Below are 17,302 nucleotides of genomic sequence, written 5' to 3'. Positions count from 1 at the left end.
CGGCGCCCGAGCCCTCAGGCCGCTTCGATGCCGTTCTTGCTGCGCCGGACCGGGCCCGATGCCGGCAGCACCACCGCCTCCTCGGCGCGGGTCAGTACCAGCAGCAGCGCCTCGCGCAGATCGTGCAATTTGCGCTCGTTGCTGACCTTCAGCCCGAACACGTCCTTCACGTAGAACACGTCGACCGCGCGCACGCCGTAGGTGGTGATGTGGGCCGACGCGATCTGCATGCCCTGCTGGCTCATCGCGTCGGTGACGTCGTGCAGCAGGCCCGGGCGGTCGCGGCCGTTGACCTCGATCACGGTGTGGGTGTTGGACGCGCGGTTGTCGATCACCACGCGCGGCGGCACGTGGATGGCGCGCATGCGCCGCGCCATCACGCCGCGTGACGCGCGGGCGATCTCGCCGGCGAGATCCAGCCGCCCGGCCAGCGCCTGCTCGACCAGGCTGGACAGGCGGGCGAGGCGGTGCGGCGCATCGAAGGTGCCCTCGGTGGCGTCCTGGATCCAGAACGTATCCAGCGCCATGCCGTTGGTCATGGTGTGGATGCGCGCATCCACGATCGAGGCGCCGGCGACCGCGAGCGCGCCGGCGATATGCGAGAACAGGCCGGCATGGTCGTTGGTGTACACCGTGACCTCGGTGACCGCGCGCGCCGGCAGCGGCTGCGTCTCGACGGTCAGTGCCGAGGCGCGCTGCTCGGAGTCGCGGATCATGCGGGCATGGCGCACGTGCGCCTCGCTGTCGAAGGAGAGCCAGTAGCCGCCATAGCCGAGCGACAGCGTCCGTTCGATCTCCGGCTCCGAGAAGCCCTCGTCGCGCAGCAGCGCGCTCGCCTCCTCCTTGGCGCGCGCCACGCGTATGTCGCGCTCGGTGGTGGCCAGCCCGCCGGCCAGCACCTCGGCGACGCGCGTGTAGAGCTCGCGCAGCAGCGCCGCCTTCCAGGCGTTCCAGACCTTGCCGGACACCGCACGCATGTCGACGATGGTCAGCAGCAGCAGCAGCTTGAGACGCTCGGGCGACTGGATGGTGTCGGCGAGGTCGAGGATGGTCTTGGGGTCGTCGATGTCGCGCCGGAACGCGGTCTGGCTCAGCAGCAGGTGGTGCAGCACCAGCCAGGAGACGGTCTCGGTCTCCTCGGCGGAGAGGCCGAGCTGCGGACAGATTTCCAGTGCCAGCTCGGAGCCGAGCTCGGAATGGTCGCCGCCGCGTCCCTTGGCGATGTCGTGCAGCAGGGTCGCGACATAGAGTGCCCGGCGCGACTGCAGGTCCTCGACCAGGCCGTTGGCGACCGGGGTCTCGTTGGCGAGCGCGCCGGCCTCCAGCGTGCCGAGGATGCGTACCGCCTCGATGGTGTGCTCGTCCACGGTGAACACATGGTAGGTGTCGAACTGCATCTGGCCGACGATGCGCGACCAGGCCGGGATCAGCCGGCCGAGCAGCCCGGTCTCGTTGAGCACGTGCAGCCAGCGCGCGCCGTGCGGCCGGCCCGGCATTTCGACCGGCGCCGGCGACTTGCGATCGCGTGTGTTGCCCGCCGGCTGCGGTTCGCGGCCGGCTGCCGAAGGTGCCGCTTCGCGGCGGGGCGGCCGTTCGCCGCAGATCAGCGACAGCAGCAGGGCGGCGGCCTCCGGATCGCCGCGCAGCGAGGCGGCCCGGCGCTCGCAGCGGATCAGCTCGTGCATCGCCAGCGGATGCAGCGGCAGGCGGCGGTCGCGGGCGAGGGCCAGCAGCCGCAGCATGCGGATCGGCTCACGGTCGAAGTCGGTCTCCGGCGCCGGCAGGATCTGGCCGTCCGACAGCATGAAGCCGCACGCGCGCATCGCCGCATCGGTCTCGCTTGCCTGAGCAGGCTGGCCCAGCGCCTGGCGCAGCACCGCCGGCTCGAGCACATGGGTGAGGCGCATGACCTCGCGCGCGGTGAGGAAATAATGCCGCATGAAGCGCTCGACGCCGACCTGGCGCCCATGCCGCGTATAGCCCATGCGGGCGCCGACCACCGGCTGCATGTCGAAGGTGAGGCGCTCCTCGGCGCGGCCGGCGATGTAGTGCAGGTGGAAGCGCACCGTCCACAGGAAGTCCCAGGACCGGCGCGCGCGCTTGGCCTCCTGCTCGGTCAGCAGGCCGCCGCCCGGGCCTGCGGTGCCTGGGCTTGCGCTGCCCGGGGCGCCGACCTGCGCCGCGATGCCGACCAGCTGCCGCGGCTCGCCGCGGCCGAACACGTAGCGGCACAGCCAGTACAGCGTCTGCATGTCGCGCAGTCCGCCGCGGCCTTCCTTGATGTTGGGCTCGACCAGGAACGGGCTCTCGCCATAGCGCTCGTGCCGCAGGCTGCGCTCGCGCTGCTTGTCGGCGATGAAGCCGGCCGGCCCCGCCTCCATGCAGGCGATGATGTAGCGGGCCTGGAACATCGCGAACAAAGTGGGCTCGCCGGTGAGCAGCCTGGCATCGAGCAGCGTGGTGCGGACCGTGGTGTCGTCGGCCGCCTCCTCGATGCACTGGCTCACCGAGCGCGTCGCGTGCCCGACCTTGAGGCCGAGGTCCCACAGGAAATACAGGATGAACTCGATCGCGCCGAGGATGGCCGGCGACGGCGCGGCCTCGGTCAGGAACAGCAGGTCGATGTCGCTGAACGGCGCCAGCAGGCCGCGGCCATAGCCGCCGGTGGCGGCGATGCTGAGCTCCTGCGGCGGCTCGGCGGCATCGTTCGCATCCGCGAGGCGGGATGCGGTGTAGTCGTACAGGGCCGCCACCAGCCCGTCGGTCAGGGCGGAGAGCTGCATCGCGGCCTCGACGCCGGACAGCGACTGGTTCTCGAAGCTGTCGCGCACGGAGTGCTGGATGCGCGACAGATGCCGGCGGAACAGGCCGACGGCCTCCTCGCGCGGCACCGGGCCGGTGGCATCGGCCGGACGCGCCAGCGCCGCCGCAAGAACCTGCTGCGCCTCGGCAAGCGCCTTGCCGTGCGCCACGGTGTCGGCCTGTCCCGGCTGGAGGCGGCCCATCATGTTGCCCCCGGCGTCCGGCTGCCCGGCGTCGGCTGATCGGGAGTCTGCAGGTCGGGAGTCGGGGCGCCGGGTACTGGAGCGCCCGGGCTCGGTCCGAGCGCTTTGGGATGGGGTCGGCATCGTCACAGGTCTAGCGCAGTCTCGCTCCGCGCGACAGGATCATCGTGCAGTGCGGCATGAACCGAACCTCCCTGTGTGGCATTCGCGCCCAGTGATGCGCCCAGTGATGCGCCCAGTGACGCGCGGAGGCGGTACAGCGCGTCGAGCGCCTCGCGCGGCGTGAGGCTGTCGGGATCGATCGCCGCGAGCTCCGCGGCCAATCCGGCGGCCAGCGGCGCCCCCCGTCCCGCGGCGGCATCGGCCGGGTGCGCGGGCTCCGGCGCGGCCGGGTGTGCGGGCGGCTCCGGCGCAGCCGCAGGGTCGTCCGCGAGCGCCGCGAACAGCGGCAGCGGCGCCGCATGGCGGGCGTGCTCGTGTTCCAGGTTGGCGAGCAGCCGGGCCGCGCGGCCCACCACCGCCTCCGGCACGCCGGCGAGGCGCGCCACATGCACCCCCCAGCTGCGCCGCGCCGCACCGCGCACCACCTCGTGCTGGAACACCACCTGGCCCTTCCATTCGCGCACGCTCATGGTGTGCGGCGCCAGCCGCGGCAGGCTGCCTGCGAGCTGCGCCAGTTCGTGGAAGTGGGTGGCGAAGATGGTGCGGCAGCGGGTGCCGGAATGCAGCGCCTCCAGCACCGCCCAGGCGATCGCCAGCCCGTCCAGGGTGGCGGTGCCGCGGCCGATCTCGTCCACCACCACCAGCGAGCGCGGGCCGGCGAGATTGAGGATCGCGGCGGTCTCGGTCATCTCGACCATGAAGGTGGAGCGGCCGTGCGCGAGGTCGTCCGAGGCGCCGACGCGGCTGAACAGCCGGTCGACCACGCCGAGCTCGGCGCGCGCCGCCGGTACCGGAAGGCCGGCCTGGGCGAGAATGACCGCGAGCGCGGTCTGCCGCAGGAAGGTGGACTTGCCGGCCATGTTCGGCCCGGTCAGCAGCATGGTCCGGCGCTCGGGCGAGAGGTCGCAATCGTTGGGGGTGAAGCGCTGCGCCCGCGGCAGCGCCGCCTGCACCACCGGATGCCGGCAGGCCTGCAGGTGGAACCCGTCGCCCTCGCTGACATGGGCACGGCACCAGTCGCCGACGGCGGCCAGCCGTGCCGCGGACTGCAGCACGTCGAGCAGCGCCAGCGCCTCGGCCATCGGCGGCAGGCCTGCTTCGTCCAAGGCGAGGCGCGCCAGCCGGTCGAACAAAGCGCGCTCGCGCAGCGCTGCCCGCTCGGCGGCTTCGGCGATGCGGCGATCGAGTGCCGAAAGCTCGTCGGTGCTGTAGCGCACCAGGCTGGCGGTGCCCTGACGCAGGGTCAGCCCTGTGTCGGAGGACGCCCGGGCCGTGATGGCCTTGGTTGCAAGAGTCTGGGCATTGGTTGCAAGAGTCTGGGCCGCCGACCCCGGCACCTCGATCACGTAGCCCAGCTGGCTGTGATGGCGGATCTTCAGGCTGGCGACGCCGTAGCGCTGCGCATAATCGTTCTGCAGCCCGGCGATCACGCGCCGGCTGTCGTCGCGCAAGCGCCGTTCGGCATCGAGTTCGCCGTCATAGCCGCCGGCAATGGCGCCGCCATCCTCGAGCCGCGCCGGCAGGTCGGCGGCGAGCGCCCGGGCGAGCAGGTCCCGCAGGTCGCCACCCTGGTCGAGACACCCCGGCGATGCGCGCGATCAAAGCCCGGCTGCTGGCCGGTGCCCAGCGCTGACCAGCGCCTCGCGCGCGCCGAACAGGCCGTCGCGCACCGCCGCGAGGTCGCGCGGCTGCCCGCGGCCGAGCGAGAGCCGGCCGAGGGCGCGTTCCATGTCCGGCACGCCGCGCAGCGCTGCCCGAAGCGCACCCGTGGCACGCGTCCGGCTGCGCCTGCCAGCCAGGCCCAGCCCTGCTGGCGCTCGGCGATGGCGGCCGCGTCGGTCAGCGGCGCCGCGATCCAGGTCGCCAGCATCCGGCTGCCGGGCGCGGTCAGCGTATGGTTCACCGCCGAGAGCAGCGTATGCGTCTCGCCGCCATCGCGGGCGCGCAGCAGGTCGAGGCTGGCCCGGGTGGCGGCATCCATGCCGAGCGTCGCGCGGTCGGCCTGCGGCGCCGGCCGCGACAGGCGCGGCATCGCACCCGCCTGGGTGCGGCGGACATAGTCCAGCGCCAGGGCGGCCGCCATCGCCTCGGCGTCGGAGAAGCTGCCGAAGGCGTCGAGGCTGGCGGCGCCGAACGCCTCCGCAAGGCGCGTGCGCGCCGCCAGCGGCGGCGAGGGGGACGCGGGCGGCGCGCGGCGGGCCTCGTGGTCGCCGAGTGCGAGGTCGGCGGCGGCCAGGATCTCGGCCGGGTCGAGCCGGCCGAGCAGCTCGCCGAGTGCGCGGCGCTCGAGGCACGCGGTCTCGAACAGGCCGGTGGAGATGTCGATCCAGGCTGCGCCAAGCATGGGCCAGGCTGCGCCAAGCATGGGCCAATCTGCGCCAAGCTTGCGGCCCGAGGGTGGCGTCGCCAGCGCCAGCAGCAGGTTGGGCCGGCCGGCCTCGAGCAGGTCGTCCTCGGTCAGGGTGCCGGCGGTGATCAGCCGTACCACCGCGCGCGCCAGCGGCCCCTTCTGGCCCGGGCGCGGCTTCTCGGTCTGCTCGGCGACGGCGAGCCTGTAGCCGCGCCGGATCAGGCGCGAGACATAGGCGCTGGCCGCGGCGACCGGCACGCCGCACATCGGGATCGCGGCACCGGCATGCCGGCCGCGCGCGGTGAGCGCGATGTCGAGTGCGGCGGCGGCGGCCTCGGCATCGGCGAAGAACAGCTCGTAGAAGTCGCCCATGCGGAACAGCAGCAGCGCGTCCGGATGCGCCGCCTTGAGGGCGAACCACTGGGCCATGGCGGGCGAGGCGCCGTCCGGCGAGAGGAGCGACATTGGCTCCGGTTCTAGAGAGCCGTGCGGCCCGGCGCAAACCATCCCCGCGTCGCCGTCATCAGGACGTGGCCGGCAGCAGGGGGCCGACGGGGGAGTCCGGCGCCGGGCGGGCGCTGCTGCCCCAGCCTGCATCGGGGTCTGCATCGGGACCGGTTTCCGGCATCAGGACCAGGAACAGCACGAAGGCGAGCAGAGCGCAGCAGGACAGTCCGAAAAACGCCGCCTGCATGCCGAGATGCTGCGCGACGGCGCCGGCGACGGTGTTGCTGCACGCGGCTCCCAATCCCCAGGCCGCCGAGGTGGCGCCGATCGCGAGGTTGGTGTGGCCGCTGCCGCTGGTGATGTCCGAGACCACCACGAAGAACAGCACCGAGAACAGGCCGGCGCCGACCCCGTCGAGTAGCTGGATGGCGACGATGCCGATCGGGTCGCGCACCACGGTGTAGAGCAGGCCGCGTATCGCCAGCGCGGCGAAGCCTGCCAGGAACAGCCGCTTGCGGCCCCAGGCGTCGGCGCGGCGGCCGGCGAGCAGCGCCACCGGCACCATCACGATCTGGGCGGCGACGATGCAGGCCGCCATGCAGAGCGAGCTGATCTTCGGGTGGCTGTGTGCCAGTTCCTCGCCGGCGAGCGGCAGCATGGCGGCGTTGGCGAAGTGGAACAGCGTGATGCAGGCCGTGAAGATCAGCAGGGTGCGGTTATGCCGCAGCCGGCCGATGCTGCCGCGGCCGGTGTTCGGCTCGACTGCAGCCTTTTCGTCATCCGGCCCGGGACAGCCGCGGGCGACGCTGTCGTCGATATCGGTGCGGCGTATCCGCAGCGTCGCGATCGCTCCGGCTGCCGCCAGTCCCGCGACCACCCACAGCACCGCGGCCGGGGCGAGGTAGGTGCCCCCGAAGCCGGCCAGGATCGCGGTCACGGTGTTGCCGGCGTGGTTGAAGCCCTGGTTGCGGCCCATCCGGCCGCTGAAGCCCAGACGACCGACCAGGCCCAGGCTGATCGCCGCCAGCGCCGGCGGGATGACGGCATCGGCGCCGCCGATCGCGACCTGTGCGGCGGCGACCGGCCAGAAGTGCGGCAGGCTGGCCAGCAGCGCCACCCCGCAGGCGACCACCGCGCAGGCGCCGACGATGATCTCGCGTTTGCACGCGAGGCGGTCGATCAGCACGCCTGCGGGCGTCCGCACCAGCACCGTGGCGATGCCGGAGATGCTCATCACCACGCCGATGGCGGCCGCGTGCCAGTGCTGTGCGCTCAGCAGGTAGATGGCGAGGAACGGACCGATGCCGTCCTGCACGTCGGCGAGCAGCAGGTTGGTCAGGTCGAGTGCCCGACCGTTGGCCCGGCCGCCAGCAGGACCGGCTCGAGAACCACCCATTGCCTGCGACGCCCCGCCTGCTGCAGCGCTGCAACCGGCGCGGGCGCCCCAGGTTCCGCCGCAAGACTAGAATCCGAGGATGACGTCGCCTCCGAAGGTGAAGTTGCCGGTCTGGGTCCCGGCGTCGTAGGCGGGGGTGCCGCTGAAGCTCTTGTCCCAGCGGATTTCCGGCCGGAAGGCGAGGAGCGCCACATGCGGCACCGTCGGCTTGTAGGTGAGCCCCGCGGTGAACTCGCTGTAGGTGGCGCGCCCGGCGGTGAAGGAACCGTTCGGCAGGCCCTTCAGGGCCCGGATCGAATCGAGATCGCCCGGATAGGCGAACACGAAGAACCCGGCATTGTCGCGATACAGCTCGGCGCGACCGTTCGCGGTCCAGGTCGGGCTCAGCGCGTAGGAGATGTACTGGGCGGCGCCGTAGCTGTCGGCGCCGAAGGCGTCGTCGTGCTGGTAGTTCAGCTCCGTCACCAGGGTGAGCTTGCTGGTGGCCTTGTAGGTGGCGATGAAGTCGCTCTCGTAGCGCATCTCGCTGTTGGCGTTCGGCACAGAGATGGTCGGGTTCTCGGGCCCGAGATGGGTGAGTGCCAGCAGCGTCAGCTTGCCGCCTGCCAGGTTGTTCAATCCGATGCCGAACAGGCCGGCCGGCTCGCCATTGTTGTCGCCGCCATCGAACGTCGTGCTCTCGCCGGTATCGATCTGGCCATAGAGGTCGAGCGTCGGGTTCACGTGCCACTCGGCGAGCAGGCCGGTATGCTGGAACGGGCCGAAATTGAAGATGTAGGAGTGCGAGTAGAACGGATTGGTGCTCGGATCGATCGTTTCGTATCCGATCGGGGTGACGAACTGTCCGAGCTTGAAGTCGATGCCGCCGGCGGTCAGCCACGGCGCGTGCATCAGCGCGTTCGCCTGCAGCACGGTGAACTGGTAGCGGCTGTTGGTGGTGAGCTCGTCGAACTCGCCGTCATAGTGCAGGTAGCGCGCGTCGGTGCCGAACGTGCCCTGCAGGGTGAAGCCGAAATCATAGCCGGTGGCACTCGAATTGATCGGCCGGGTCACCGTCGCCTGGATCTGGTTGAGCAGCACCGTGTTCGCCTTGTCGTCGAACAGGCGGCCATAGTTCAGGCCGTCGGCGGGGCGGTCGCCGTTGCCCTGGATGCCGGCGTCGCCCTGCAGGCCCCAGGTGATCGTGCTGGCCCATGTCGCCGGCGGCGCCGGCGCGGCGGCGGCTGCCGGGACGGCGGCAGCGCCGGGTGGCGTGGCCGGGCTGGAGGCCGGGTTCGGCACCGTGGTCGCCGGGGCCGCCACGGTCTGCGCCCGGGTGGGCGTTGCGAGTGCCGCCGCCGCCGCCAGGCCGGCGCCCAGGAACCCTGTCTTGAGATACAAGGCGCGCCGGAACGATCCGCGCCGTTCGATGGTGCGGGGCGCCAAGAAATACTGCTTCATCCTGCTTCCATTCTGTTCTGCCGCCATTGCGCTCTCTCGAAGCGGGGCGAGAGCGCATCGGCGGCCTCGCCCGGGTTCCGGTCGTCGCGATATCCATTACCCGGAAACTTCGATGCACAAAACGGACCGTTACGGAACGAAAGGAAAATATTTTGCGCCTGCTTATGGAATTTTATGTCGCCATATCGGAATCACGGATTGCTTCTTTATGTCAGATCGGCCCCGCTCGCCGGGTCGGCAGGCGACGGCGGACCTGCCGGCGGACCAGGTCGAGCACGCCGATCCCGAGCACCTGCAGCCCCGCCGCATAGCTCGCCAGCCCGAGCCCGATCAGGGCTGCCAGCACCAGCAGCCGGTGGCCGCCACGCATGAAGATCACCGGCGTCGGCAGCATCGCCTGCGCGCCGCGCAGGATCGCGGCCATGGCCAGGGCGGCCAGCAGCATGCGCGCCAGGCGCCACAGCAGCGCCCGGTCCGGCCGCAGCCAGCCGCGCCGCAGCAGCAGTGCGCCGAGCAGCGCGGTGTTCAGGATCGCCGCGATCGAGCTGGCCAGCGGCGGCCCGACATGGGCGAGCGGACGCATCAGCGCGAGGTTGAGTGCCAGGTTGATCACCAGCGTGCTGATGCCGATCCGCACCGGCGTGCTGGTGTCGCCGCGTGCGAAGAACGCCGGCGACAGCACCTTGACCAGCACGAAGAACGGCAGGCCGAGCGCGTAGCCGCACAGCGATTGCGCCGACAGCACCGCGTCGTGCGCGGTGAAGGCACCGCTCTCGAACAGCGCCGCCATCAGCGGCACCGCCAGCGCCGCGAGTGCCGCCGCCGCCGGCAGGGTCAGGATCAGCCCGTATTCGATGGCGCGGTTCTGCGTTTGGTGCGCCGCCTCGACCTGCCCGGTCTGCACCTCGCGGGTCAGCACCGGCAGCATCGTGGTGCCCGCCGCATTGCCGAGCACGCCGAGCGGCAGCTGGTTGAGACGATCGGCGAAATACATCAAGGACAGGCTGCCCGGCGGCAGCCAGGTCGCGATCAGGGTGTCCACGGTGAGGTTGAGCTGGCTGATGCCGCTGCCGACCAGCCCGGGCACCATGCGGCGCATCAGCTCGCGCATGTCCGGCGTCAGCCGCGGCCGCGGCAGGCCCATCCCCATGCCGGCGCGCTTGCTGCCGAACAGCAGGATCGCGAGCTGCACCACGCCCGAGAGCATGAAGCCCCAGGCGGCGGCGTAGGCGACACTCGGCACGTGCGGCGTCAGCCAGACGATGCAGGCGATGCCGACCAGGTTGAAGGCGACGTAGGCGGCCGACGCCATGCCGAACCGGTCGAGCCCGTTCAGCACCCCCGAGACCAGGGCGGCCAGGCAGATCAGCATCAGGTACGGGAAGGTGATGCGGGCCAGCTCGACCGCGAGCGTGAAGGTGGCCGGATGGCGGGCGAGGCCGGAGCCGATCACGTACATCAGCTGCGGCATGAAGATCTCGCCGAGCACGGTGATCCCGAGCAGCCAGAAGCCGAGCACCGCCATCGCCTCGCGGGCGAAGCGGCGCGCGGTGTCGTGGCCCTCGCGGGCCAGGAGCGAGGAGAACAGCGGCACGAAGGCGGCATTGAAGGCGCCCTCGCCGAACAGCCGGCGGAACATGTTGGGCAGCCGGACCGCGACCTGGAAGGCGTCCTGCGCCGGACCCACCCCCATGTAGGTGGCGAGCAGGCGGTCGCGCACCAGCCCGAGCACGCGGCTCGCCATGGTCCAGCCGCCGACGGTGAGGATGCCTTTGATCATGCGCCGCTTATGCAGGAAGCGGGCGGGCGGTGTCACACGTCGCGGCGGCCAGGCGCCAGCCACCTCAGGCAACACTTCGGTGAAGCACCGCGGGCCGCGTTCAGCCGCTTTCGACCCCGCGCGTGCTGATGATGCTTACCGTTTGGTCTGGGACCCTCAGATCTGACGATTCTTCCGTGAGATTTCTACCACTAGGTCCTTCAGGAAGGCACACTTTGGCCGCGCTAGGACCTCGTTGATCTCTTCGTAAACTGCCTCCGACAACACTATGACGCCCCGCGCCCGTGCGGCTGCTAGAGCCTGCCGAGGAATGCCGCCCGGGTTCAAGGCGGCGGAGACGACCGTGTTGGCATCGATGACGTAAACGCTCAGGCTCGGCGCTCTGCGTTGTAGGCCGCCAGTTCGGCTTCGACCTCGGCCTTGGTCAGGCCTGCCGCCTCTGCCTCAGCGGCAGTCCGCTCAAAGAGCGCGATTAAAGGATCGTCAGCACCTGGCTGGACCAGCCGGTCGATGAGCCGCCCGACCGCTTCTAGACGCCGTACGTCCGAAAGGGCGGCCGCAGTGGCTTCCTCGACCGGGATCTCGATCTTCGACGCCTGATTCATGGCAGGGCTCCTATCCCGTCGCCCAGACTACCCGATGTCCGAAGTGAGATCATCTGGCATCCTGCCGGGTCGGCCGGGACGCCCACGATGGCAAGGCTGGCTCGGGAACCTCCTGCTCAGTCATACCAAGCTGGGGAGCACGGTCCGCTACCTCGGCATCGAGGTGGATGACGCCCTGGCCGTCTCCGAGCAGGTGGACCTCTGAGCACGGGGCGGGTGTGGTCGGGCGCCCTCGACCCTAAGCGGACCTTGACGCTAATCACATGATCCTCGCCGCGCCCGACACGCGGATGCTGGCGCCGGGTTCAGAAGTGATCTCAGCCCGCAGCCGGGAAGGTACGCCCATATCCTCGCCTTGGATGATGTTGATGGCTCCGCCATGTGGCCAGGCAATATCGCGCAGGTATCCGGCCAGTGCCGCAGCTGCCGCTCCCGTTGCCGGATCCTCGTAGACTCCACCGGCTGCAAAGGGGTTCCGGGCATAAAACAGGTTGTCAGTCTCGGCATGAATGAAGCTGATGGTCACGATCCCGGCAGCTGTCATGAGTATCCGACCTGCTTCGAGATCATAGTGCATCGTCGACAGCTTCTCCCGACTGGTTAGAGCCAGGATGAGGTGCCGAGCACCGGCCTCTGCGAGCCCCGGCGGAAGGCGGGGGTCTAAATCGTCAGCCGTGTAGGAGAACAGCGCCAAGGTGTCGTCCACAAGCCGCCTGTCGGCAGGGGCGCTTCGCGTGGCTGGAGACTGAAGGGCGGCAGCCAGCGTCGGTCCCGTCTGCCTCCCCTCGACGGTGATCCGTGCCTCGTTCAGTTGAAGTGCGAAGGTGCCGTCGCCGTGTGCCAGGGCGAGCGCTGCCCCGAGTGCGATTGTGGCGTGACCGCAGAATGGCACCTCAATCTCAGGCGCAAAGTAACGGACACGCCAGTCGCTCCCGGCACAGGCCGCAAACGCTGTTTCCGAGAAACCAACCTCAGCTGCAATGGCCTGCATATGCTCGGCCGCTGGGAGAGCCTCACAGAGCACGACACCAGCCGGATTGCCGCCGATCGAACCGTTGGAAAAGGCGGCGATTCTCTGAACCTCCATGTTTGCTCCTTACACAAAGCGTTGCTTACGAGAAACACCCTTGATGGCTGAAAGTCCGCTCTCCACCACAAGCCGACCCTCGGCAGGGTATCCTCGGTCCGGCCGTTTCCACTAGCATCAACCGCATGACCCCAACCCCGTCCGGCCTGACCCGGTTCTCCGTCCCGCCGCTGCACGAGGTCACGCGCAGCCTCGCCGCCGTCGCCTCCGGGCGGCAGCCGCCCGACCTGGTGATACGCGGGGCGCGCCTGCTTTCGACCTATTCCGGCCGGCTGTTGGAGGACCGCGAGCTCTGGATCAGCCATGGCCGGATCGCGGCGATGCATCCCGCCGGCCGGTCGCGCGACGCCGCCCAGGTGTACGATGCCGGCGGCGGCATCATCGCACCCGGGCTGATCGACCCGCATCTGCATATCGAGAGCAGCATGATGACCGCCTGCGCCTATGCCGAGGCGGCGCTGCTCAACGGCACCACCACGATCTTCTGCGACAGCCACGAGATCGGCAATGTGTGCGACGCCCAGGGCGTCGAGTGGATGCTCGAGGATGCCCGCGCGGCGCCGCTGAGCATCTTCCTCACGGTGCCGAGCACGGTGCCGGCGACCTCTCCGGTGTTCGAGACCGCGGGCGGCGACCTCACGCCCGACAAGATCGGCAGGCTGTTCGACCGCTGGCCGGAGGCGGTGGCACTCGGCGAGAAGATGGATTTCGTGCAGCTCTGCGAGGGCGACGCGCGCAGCCATGCCATCGTCGCCGAGGCGCTCCGGCGCGGCCGGCCGGTCAGCGGGCATGTCTATGGGCGCGAGTTCGTCGCCGCCTACGCGGCGAGCGGCGTCACCGACACCCACGAGGCGGTGACATGCGAGATCGCCGCCGACCTGATCGAGGCCGGGGTGTGGATCTTCCTGCGCGGCGGGCCGCCCGGCACGCCGTGGCACAGCCTGCCGGCGGCGATCCGCGCGGTCACCGAGCTCGGCGTGAGTGCGCAGCGTGTGTGCCTGTGCACCGACGACCGCGACGCCGACGACCTGTTCCTGTTCGGGCAGGACTGGGTGCTGCGGCAGGCGATCGCGGCGGGGATCGGCCGCGAGACCGCCTGGGCGATGGGCTCGCTGCATGCCGCAACACGGTTCGGCATGGACGGCGAGATCGGCGGCCTCGGCGGCGGACGGCGCGCCGACCTGGTGCTGCTCGACGATGATTTGCGGGTGCGCAACACCTGGTACGGCGGCACGCTCGCGGTCGAGGACCGGCGCGTCACATCCGAGCTGGACCGGCAGCTCTCGACCATGCGCTACCGGTATCCGGACGCCGCCTACCATACGCTGCACCTGCCCGCCCCAGGCGCGACACCGGGGGCGGCGCTGACGCCCGCGTTGCCGAACACGCCCTGCCGGGTCAACGTGATCGCCATACGCGAGCCCTCCGACATCGCGCTGCATCACGAGGTGCTGGCGCTGCAGTCCGCCACCGACTGGCAGCTTCATTTCGACGCCCACGATTTGTGCTTCCTGTCGGTGCTGGAACGGCACGGCCGCTCGGGCGAGGTGGCGCACGGCCTGCTGCGCGGCTTCGGCCTGAAAGGTGGCGCGGTGGCCAGCAGCGTCGGCCATGATGCCCACAACGTCGTCGTCGCCGGCACCAGCGAGGCCGACATGCGCATCGCGGTCGAGGCGATCCGGGCCGAGGGCGGCGGCGTGGTGGTGGTGCAGCATGGCACGGTGGCGGCGATGGTGGCGCTGCCGGTGGCCGGCCTGCTGTCGGACCTGCGCGCCACCGAGGTAGCGCTTCAGGCGGCGGTGCTCAAGCAGGCCTGGGTCGCCGCCGGCTGCCGGCTGCCCTACATGGGATTCAATTTGATTCCGTTATCAGTAATCCCTGCTATACGCATCACCGACAAGGGCCTCGTCACCGTGCCAGGAATGGAGCGTTTGCCCCTGTTCGAGGCTGTCTGAGAGGCCTCTGGAGACTCGCTTATCAGCAAGGGAAGCAAATGAACTCGCAGGTCACGCAGCTGCGTGTCGGCGACGAGAGCTTCCTCGTTGCCAGCATGATCGATCGTTGTCCGAAATCGATGATGCTGCGCGAGCTGGTGCGCAATGCCATCGAAGCCGCCCAGACCGCGCCGGACGGGGCACGGCGGGTCGAGCTGTCGGGCATCGTGGTCGACGGCGCCGGCAAGCTTGCGATCTGGAACACCGGGCGGGGCATGACCGCGGACGAGTTGTTTAGGATGTGCGACATCGCCTCCTCGATCCGCAAGCAGAACAGCCTCGAACAGAATTTCGGCATGGGTGCGAAGGTCGCGTCGCTGCCGTCGAACCGGTGCGGCATGCGCTACCGGTCCTGCCGCGAGGGCCGCGTGCACGAGGTGCTGATCGGCCAGCGCAACGGCGTCTATGGGCGCCTGAAGCGCGAGGTTCCGGGCCGCGACGGCCTGCACGATGTGCTGGACGTGACCGTGCAGGCCGAGGCGGACGGCCGCAGCCTGCTCCACGATTGGACCGAGGTGGTGCTGCTCGGCAACCGCGTGGGCCAGGACACGCTGTCCGACCCCTATGACGGTGCTCCCGGCATGGTGGCCTACTGGGTCGCCGAGGAACTCGCGAAAAAATTCTTCCGGCTGCCCGACGATGTCGAGGTGATCCTGCATCCGGGCGCCACCGTCGCGGCGGCCAGCTTCCGGTTCCGCTCGATCGCCGAGCGCCTCGGGGCCGGCTACGACCGCTACGAGAGTGTCACGGCCGGTGACGGCATCGTGGTGCACTACATCTTCGACGGGTTCCTGCCCGGCTCCGAGACGCAGACCTGCGCCGGCGCCGGCATGCCGTATTTCGTGCATGGCGCCGCGGGTCTCGTCCACAGGGACGAGGTCTATGACCTGGCCTGGAACCAGGACTGGCTGCATCTGGGACCGGTATTCGGCATCCCGTTCTGTGGCCGCAACATCTCGGTGTTCGTCGAATTCCCCGACGATTTCGCGGTGCTGCCCGACGGCTACCGGCAGTTCCTGCGCCATCGCGACGGGCTGCAGCAGCAGGTCTCGCTGCGCGCCTACGCGGCGCTGGTGGCAGGGCATCGTCCGGCCTGGCTGGTGGCGCTGATCCAGCAGCACGCCCCGGACAGCGCGGTCTCGCCGGAGATCACCGCGGCGCTGGCGCAGTTGCTGCGCGACCTCAGGGTCCCGCGCCGCACCCGGCCGGTGCCGCGGCCCGGACCGATCGCGGCGACGCCTGCAGCCGACGCGCAAGCGCCGGCGGACGCGGCGGCGGTGCCGGAGCCCGAGCCGTCGCCGCCCGGCGATGACGCAGCGCCCGGCGAGCCCGGGTCGACGGCGGCGGCGGCCGAGCCGGCGGCTCCGGAAGTGCAGGCGCGCGAGGAGGTCGAGGAGGTCGAGACCGACGAGGACGACTTCGAGCCGGCGCCGCAGATCGTCATGCTGCGTGAGCCGACCGAGGTGGCGGCGCGCGGTCTTGCGGAGCGCGGCGCGCGCTACTATCCGGAAACCCACCAGCTGTTCGTGAACTGCCTGTATGCGGCGGTGCCGGCGATGCAGTCGGTGATCGAGCGCGAGTTCGGCTGGGCCCTCGACCAGGGCACCGTGCGCCGGCATGCGCTGCATTCGGCCGAGCAGTCCCTGGTCGAGCGGGTCGGACGCATGCTGGTGTTCGCGCTGTCGAAGCATGCCACCTGGGCGGGCTGGGAGATGGGTCATGCGCTCTCGACCCAGGCGCTGACGCTGGCCGCCGACGACCACCACCAGAGCCTGCCCGCCGCCCGCGCCGCACTCCGGGCGGCGCTGCGGCTGCGCCAGTTGACGGTCTCGGACAGCGGCTGAACTGCTGCTTTGACAACCGAGGGCAACGGCGCAAATCTGCCACCGGCGCCCGCATCCAAGAGGCGTGCCCGGAGGAGACACCATGGACCACCAAGACGACGCGCCCCCCGCAGACCGCCTGCGGCGGGGCCTGCTGCATAGTGCTGCTCTTTCGGGGGTGGGCCTGGCAGGCCTCGCCTCCTCGGCGGCGCTGCTGGGCGGCGGCCGGGCAGAGGCGGCGGGCGCCGGCCCGTTCCCGACCCACCCGCGCTGGCGCTTCGTCTTCGTCAACCACGTCACCACCAACCCGTTCTTCACGCCGGCGCAGTACGGCATCCACGACGCGACTGAACTGCTCGGCTGCAGCTACCAGTGGACCGGCTCGGCCACTGCCGACGTCAGCGAGATGGTGAACGCGATGAACTCCGCGATCGCCGCCAAGGCGAGTGCCATCGGCGTGTGCATCGTCGACCCGAAGGCCTTCGAGGGCCCGATCGAGAAGGCGCTCGCCGCCGGCATCCCGGTCTTCGCCTACAACGCCGACGCGCCGGCGGGCAGCGGCAGCAAGCGGCTCGCCTATATCGGCCAGGACCTGTTCCAGGCCGGCGTGCTGCTCGGCGAGCGCATCGTCAGCCTGATCGACAGCGGCACGGTGGCGATGTTCATCGCAACGCCCGGCCAGCTCAACATCCAGCCGCGGCTCGACGGCGCCGCCAGCGTCATCAAGAAGTCCGGCAAGAAGATCGATATCGACGTGGTCGCGACCGGCGCGACGGTCAACGAGGAGCTGTCCAAGATCAAGTCGTACTATCTCGGCCACCAGCATGTGAAAGGCATGTTCGCGGTCGATGCCGGTAGCACGCAGGGCATCGCCGAGACCATGGACCAGTACGGCCTGGCCGCCAAAGGCGTGCATGGCGGCGGCTTCGACCTGCTGCCGCGCACCCTCGAGCTGATCCAGAAGGGCGCGCTCGACTTCACCATCGACCAGCAGGCCTACCTGCAGGGCTTCTATACCTGCATGGAGATGTTCACGTTCCTGGCCTCGGGCGGCCTCACCGGGCCGGCCGACATCAATACCGGGCTGAAATTCGTCACCAGGGACAACGTCAAGCCCTACCTCTCCACCTCGACGCGCTACGAGGGCAAGTCGGCGACCGCGCAGATCGTGCCGCTGACCGGTGCGATCGGCGGCTGATGCCACCATTGATGG

General features: G+C 70.2%; 11 protein-coding genes and 1 pseudogene. 4 read left to right on the top strand and 8 right to left on the bottom strand.

The window, feature by feature from the left end; genetic code table 11:
* Positions 1-14: 14 nt before the first annotated feature.
* The 7 genes and pseudogenes from ACQY4O_RS09595 to ACQY4O_RS09565 form a co-directional block, all read right to left on the bottom strand.
* A complete protein-coding gene (locus ACQY4O_RS09595) occupies positions 15-3,008 on the bottom strand; it encodes a [protein-PII] uridylyltransferase (RefSeq protein WP_428376088.1) in 2,994 nt (997 codons plus the stop codon).
* Positions 3,009-3,250: 242 nt separating this feature from the next.
* Positions 3,251-5,982, bottom strand: a pseudogene (mutS, locus tag ACQY4O_RS09590) (DNA mismatch repair protein MutS); the annotation flags it as partial.
* 58 nt (positions 5,983-6,040) lie between these two features.
* Positions 6,041-7,360 (bottom strand): MFS transporter, encoded by a 1,320-nt coding sequence (locus ACQY4O_RS09585; RefSeq protein ID WP_428376086.1) that lies wholly within the window; start codon positions 7,358-7,360, stop codon positions 6,041-6,043.
* 66 nt (positions 7,361-7,426) lie between these two features.
* Positions 7,427-8,800: an outer membrane beta-barrel protein gene (locus tag ACQY4O_RS09580; protein WP_428376084.1), complete on the bottom strand. Its 1,374-nt coding sequence runs from the start codon at positions 8,798-8,800 to the stop codon at positions 7,427-7,429.
* A 211-nt stretch (positions 8,801-9,011) separates the two neighbouring features.
* Positions 9,012-10,580, bottom strand: coding sequence for a murein biosynthesis integral membrane protein MurJ (gene murJ / locus ACQY4O_RS09575; protein WP_428376083.1), 1,569 nt, complete (start codon positions 10,578-10,580; stop codon positions 9,012-9,014).
* Between the two features lie 156 nt (positions 10,581-10,736).
* The gene (locus tag ACQY4O_RS09570) at positions 10,737-10,937 is read right to left on the bottom strand and encodes a hypothetical protein (RefSeq protein WP_428378158.1); all 201 of its coding nucleotides are present in this window, start codon (positions 10,935-10,937) and stop codon (positions 10,737-10,739) included.
* Positions 10,938-10,948: 11 nt separating this feature from the next.
* A complete protein-coding gene (locus ACQY4O_RS09565) occupies positions 10,949-11,185 on the bottom strand; it encodes a hypothetical protein (RefSeq protein ID WP_428376082.1) in 237 nt (78 codons plus the stop codon).
* Between the two features lie 43 nt (positions 11,186-11,228).
* Here ACQY4O_RS09565 and ACQY4O_RS09560 point away from each other — a divergent pair, with 43 nt between their 5' ends.
* Positions 11,229-11,390, top strand: coding sequence for a hypothetical protein (locus ACQY4O_RS09560; protein WP_428376081.1), 162 nt, complete (start codon positions 11,229-11,231; stop codon positions 11,388-11,390).
* Between the two features lie 54 nt (positions 11,391-11,444).
* Here ACQY4O_RS09560 and ACQY4O_RS09555 read toward each other — a convergent pair whose 3' ends face one another.
* On the bottom strand, positions 11,445-12,272 hold the full coding sequence (locus ACQY4O_RS09555; protein WP_428376079.1) for a PhzF family phenazine biosynthesis protein: 828 nt from the start codon (positions 12,270-12,272) through the stop codon (positions 11,445-11,447).
* A gap of 125 nt (positions 12,273-12,397) precedes the next feature.
* On the opposite strand from ACQY4O_RS09555, the gene ACQY4O_RS09550 reads away from it, so the two are divergent.
* The 3 genes from ACQY4O_RS09550 to ACQY4O_RS09540 all read left to right on the top strand — a co-directional run bounded on the left by ACQY4O_RS09550 (position 12,398) and on the right by ACQY4O_RS09540 (position 17,287).
* A complete protein-coding gene (locus tag ACQY4O_RS09550; RefSeq protein ID WP_428376078.1) occupies positions 12,398-14,227 on the top strand; it encodes an adenine deaminase C-terminal domain-containing protein in 1,830 nt (609 codons plus the stop codon).
* 38 nt (positions 14,228-14,265) lie between these two features.
* A complete protein-coding gene (locus ACQY4O_RS09545; RefSeq protein ID WP_428376077.1) occupies positions 14,266-16,110 on the top strand; it encodes an ATP-binding protein in 1,845 nt (614 codons plus the stop codon).
* An 82-nt stretch (positions 16,111-16,192) separates the two neighbouring features.
* Positions 16,193-17,287: a sugar ABC transporter substrate-binding protein gene (locus ACQY4O_RS09540; protein WP_428376076.1), complete on the top strand. Its 1,095-nt coding sequence runs from the start codon at positions 16,193-16,195 to the stop codon at positions 17,285-17,287.
* Positions 17,288-17,302: the final 15 nt, after the last annotated feature.

The organism is Lichenicoccus sp. (assembly GCF_965277665.1).
Taxonomy (GTDB): Bacteria; Pseudomonadota; Alphaproteobacteria; order Acetobacterales; family Acetobacteraceae; genus Lichenicoccus.
The sequence above is the reverse complement of the archived record's forward strand: the minus strand, read 5'-3'. Positions and strand labels throughout refer to the sequence as shown.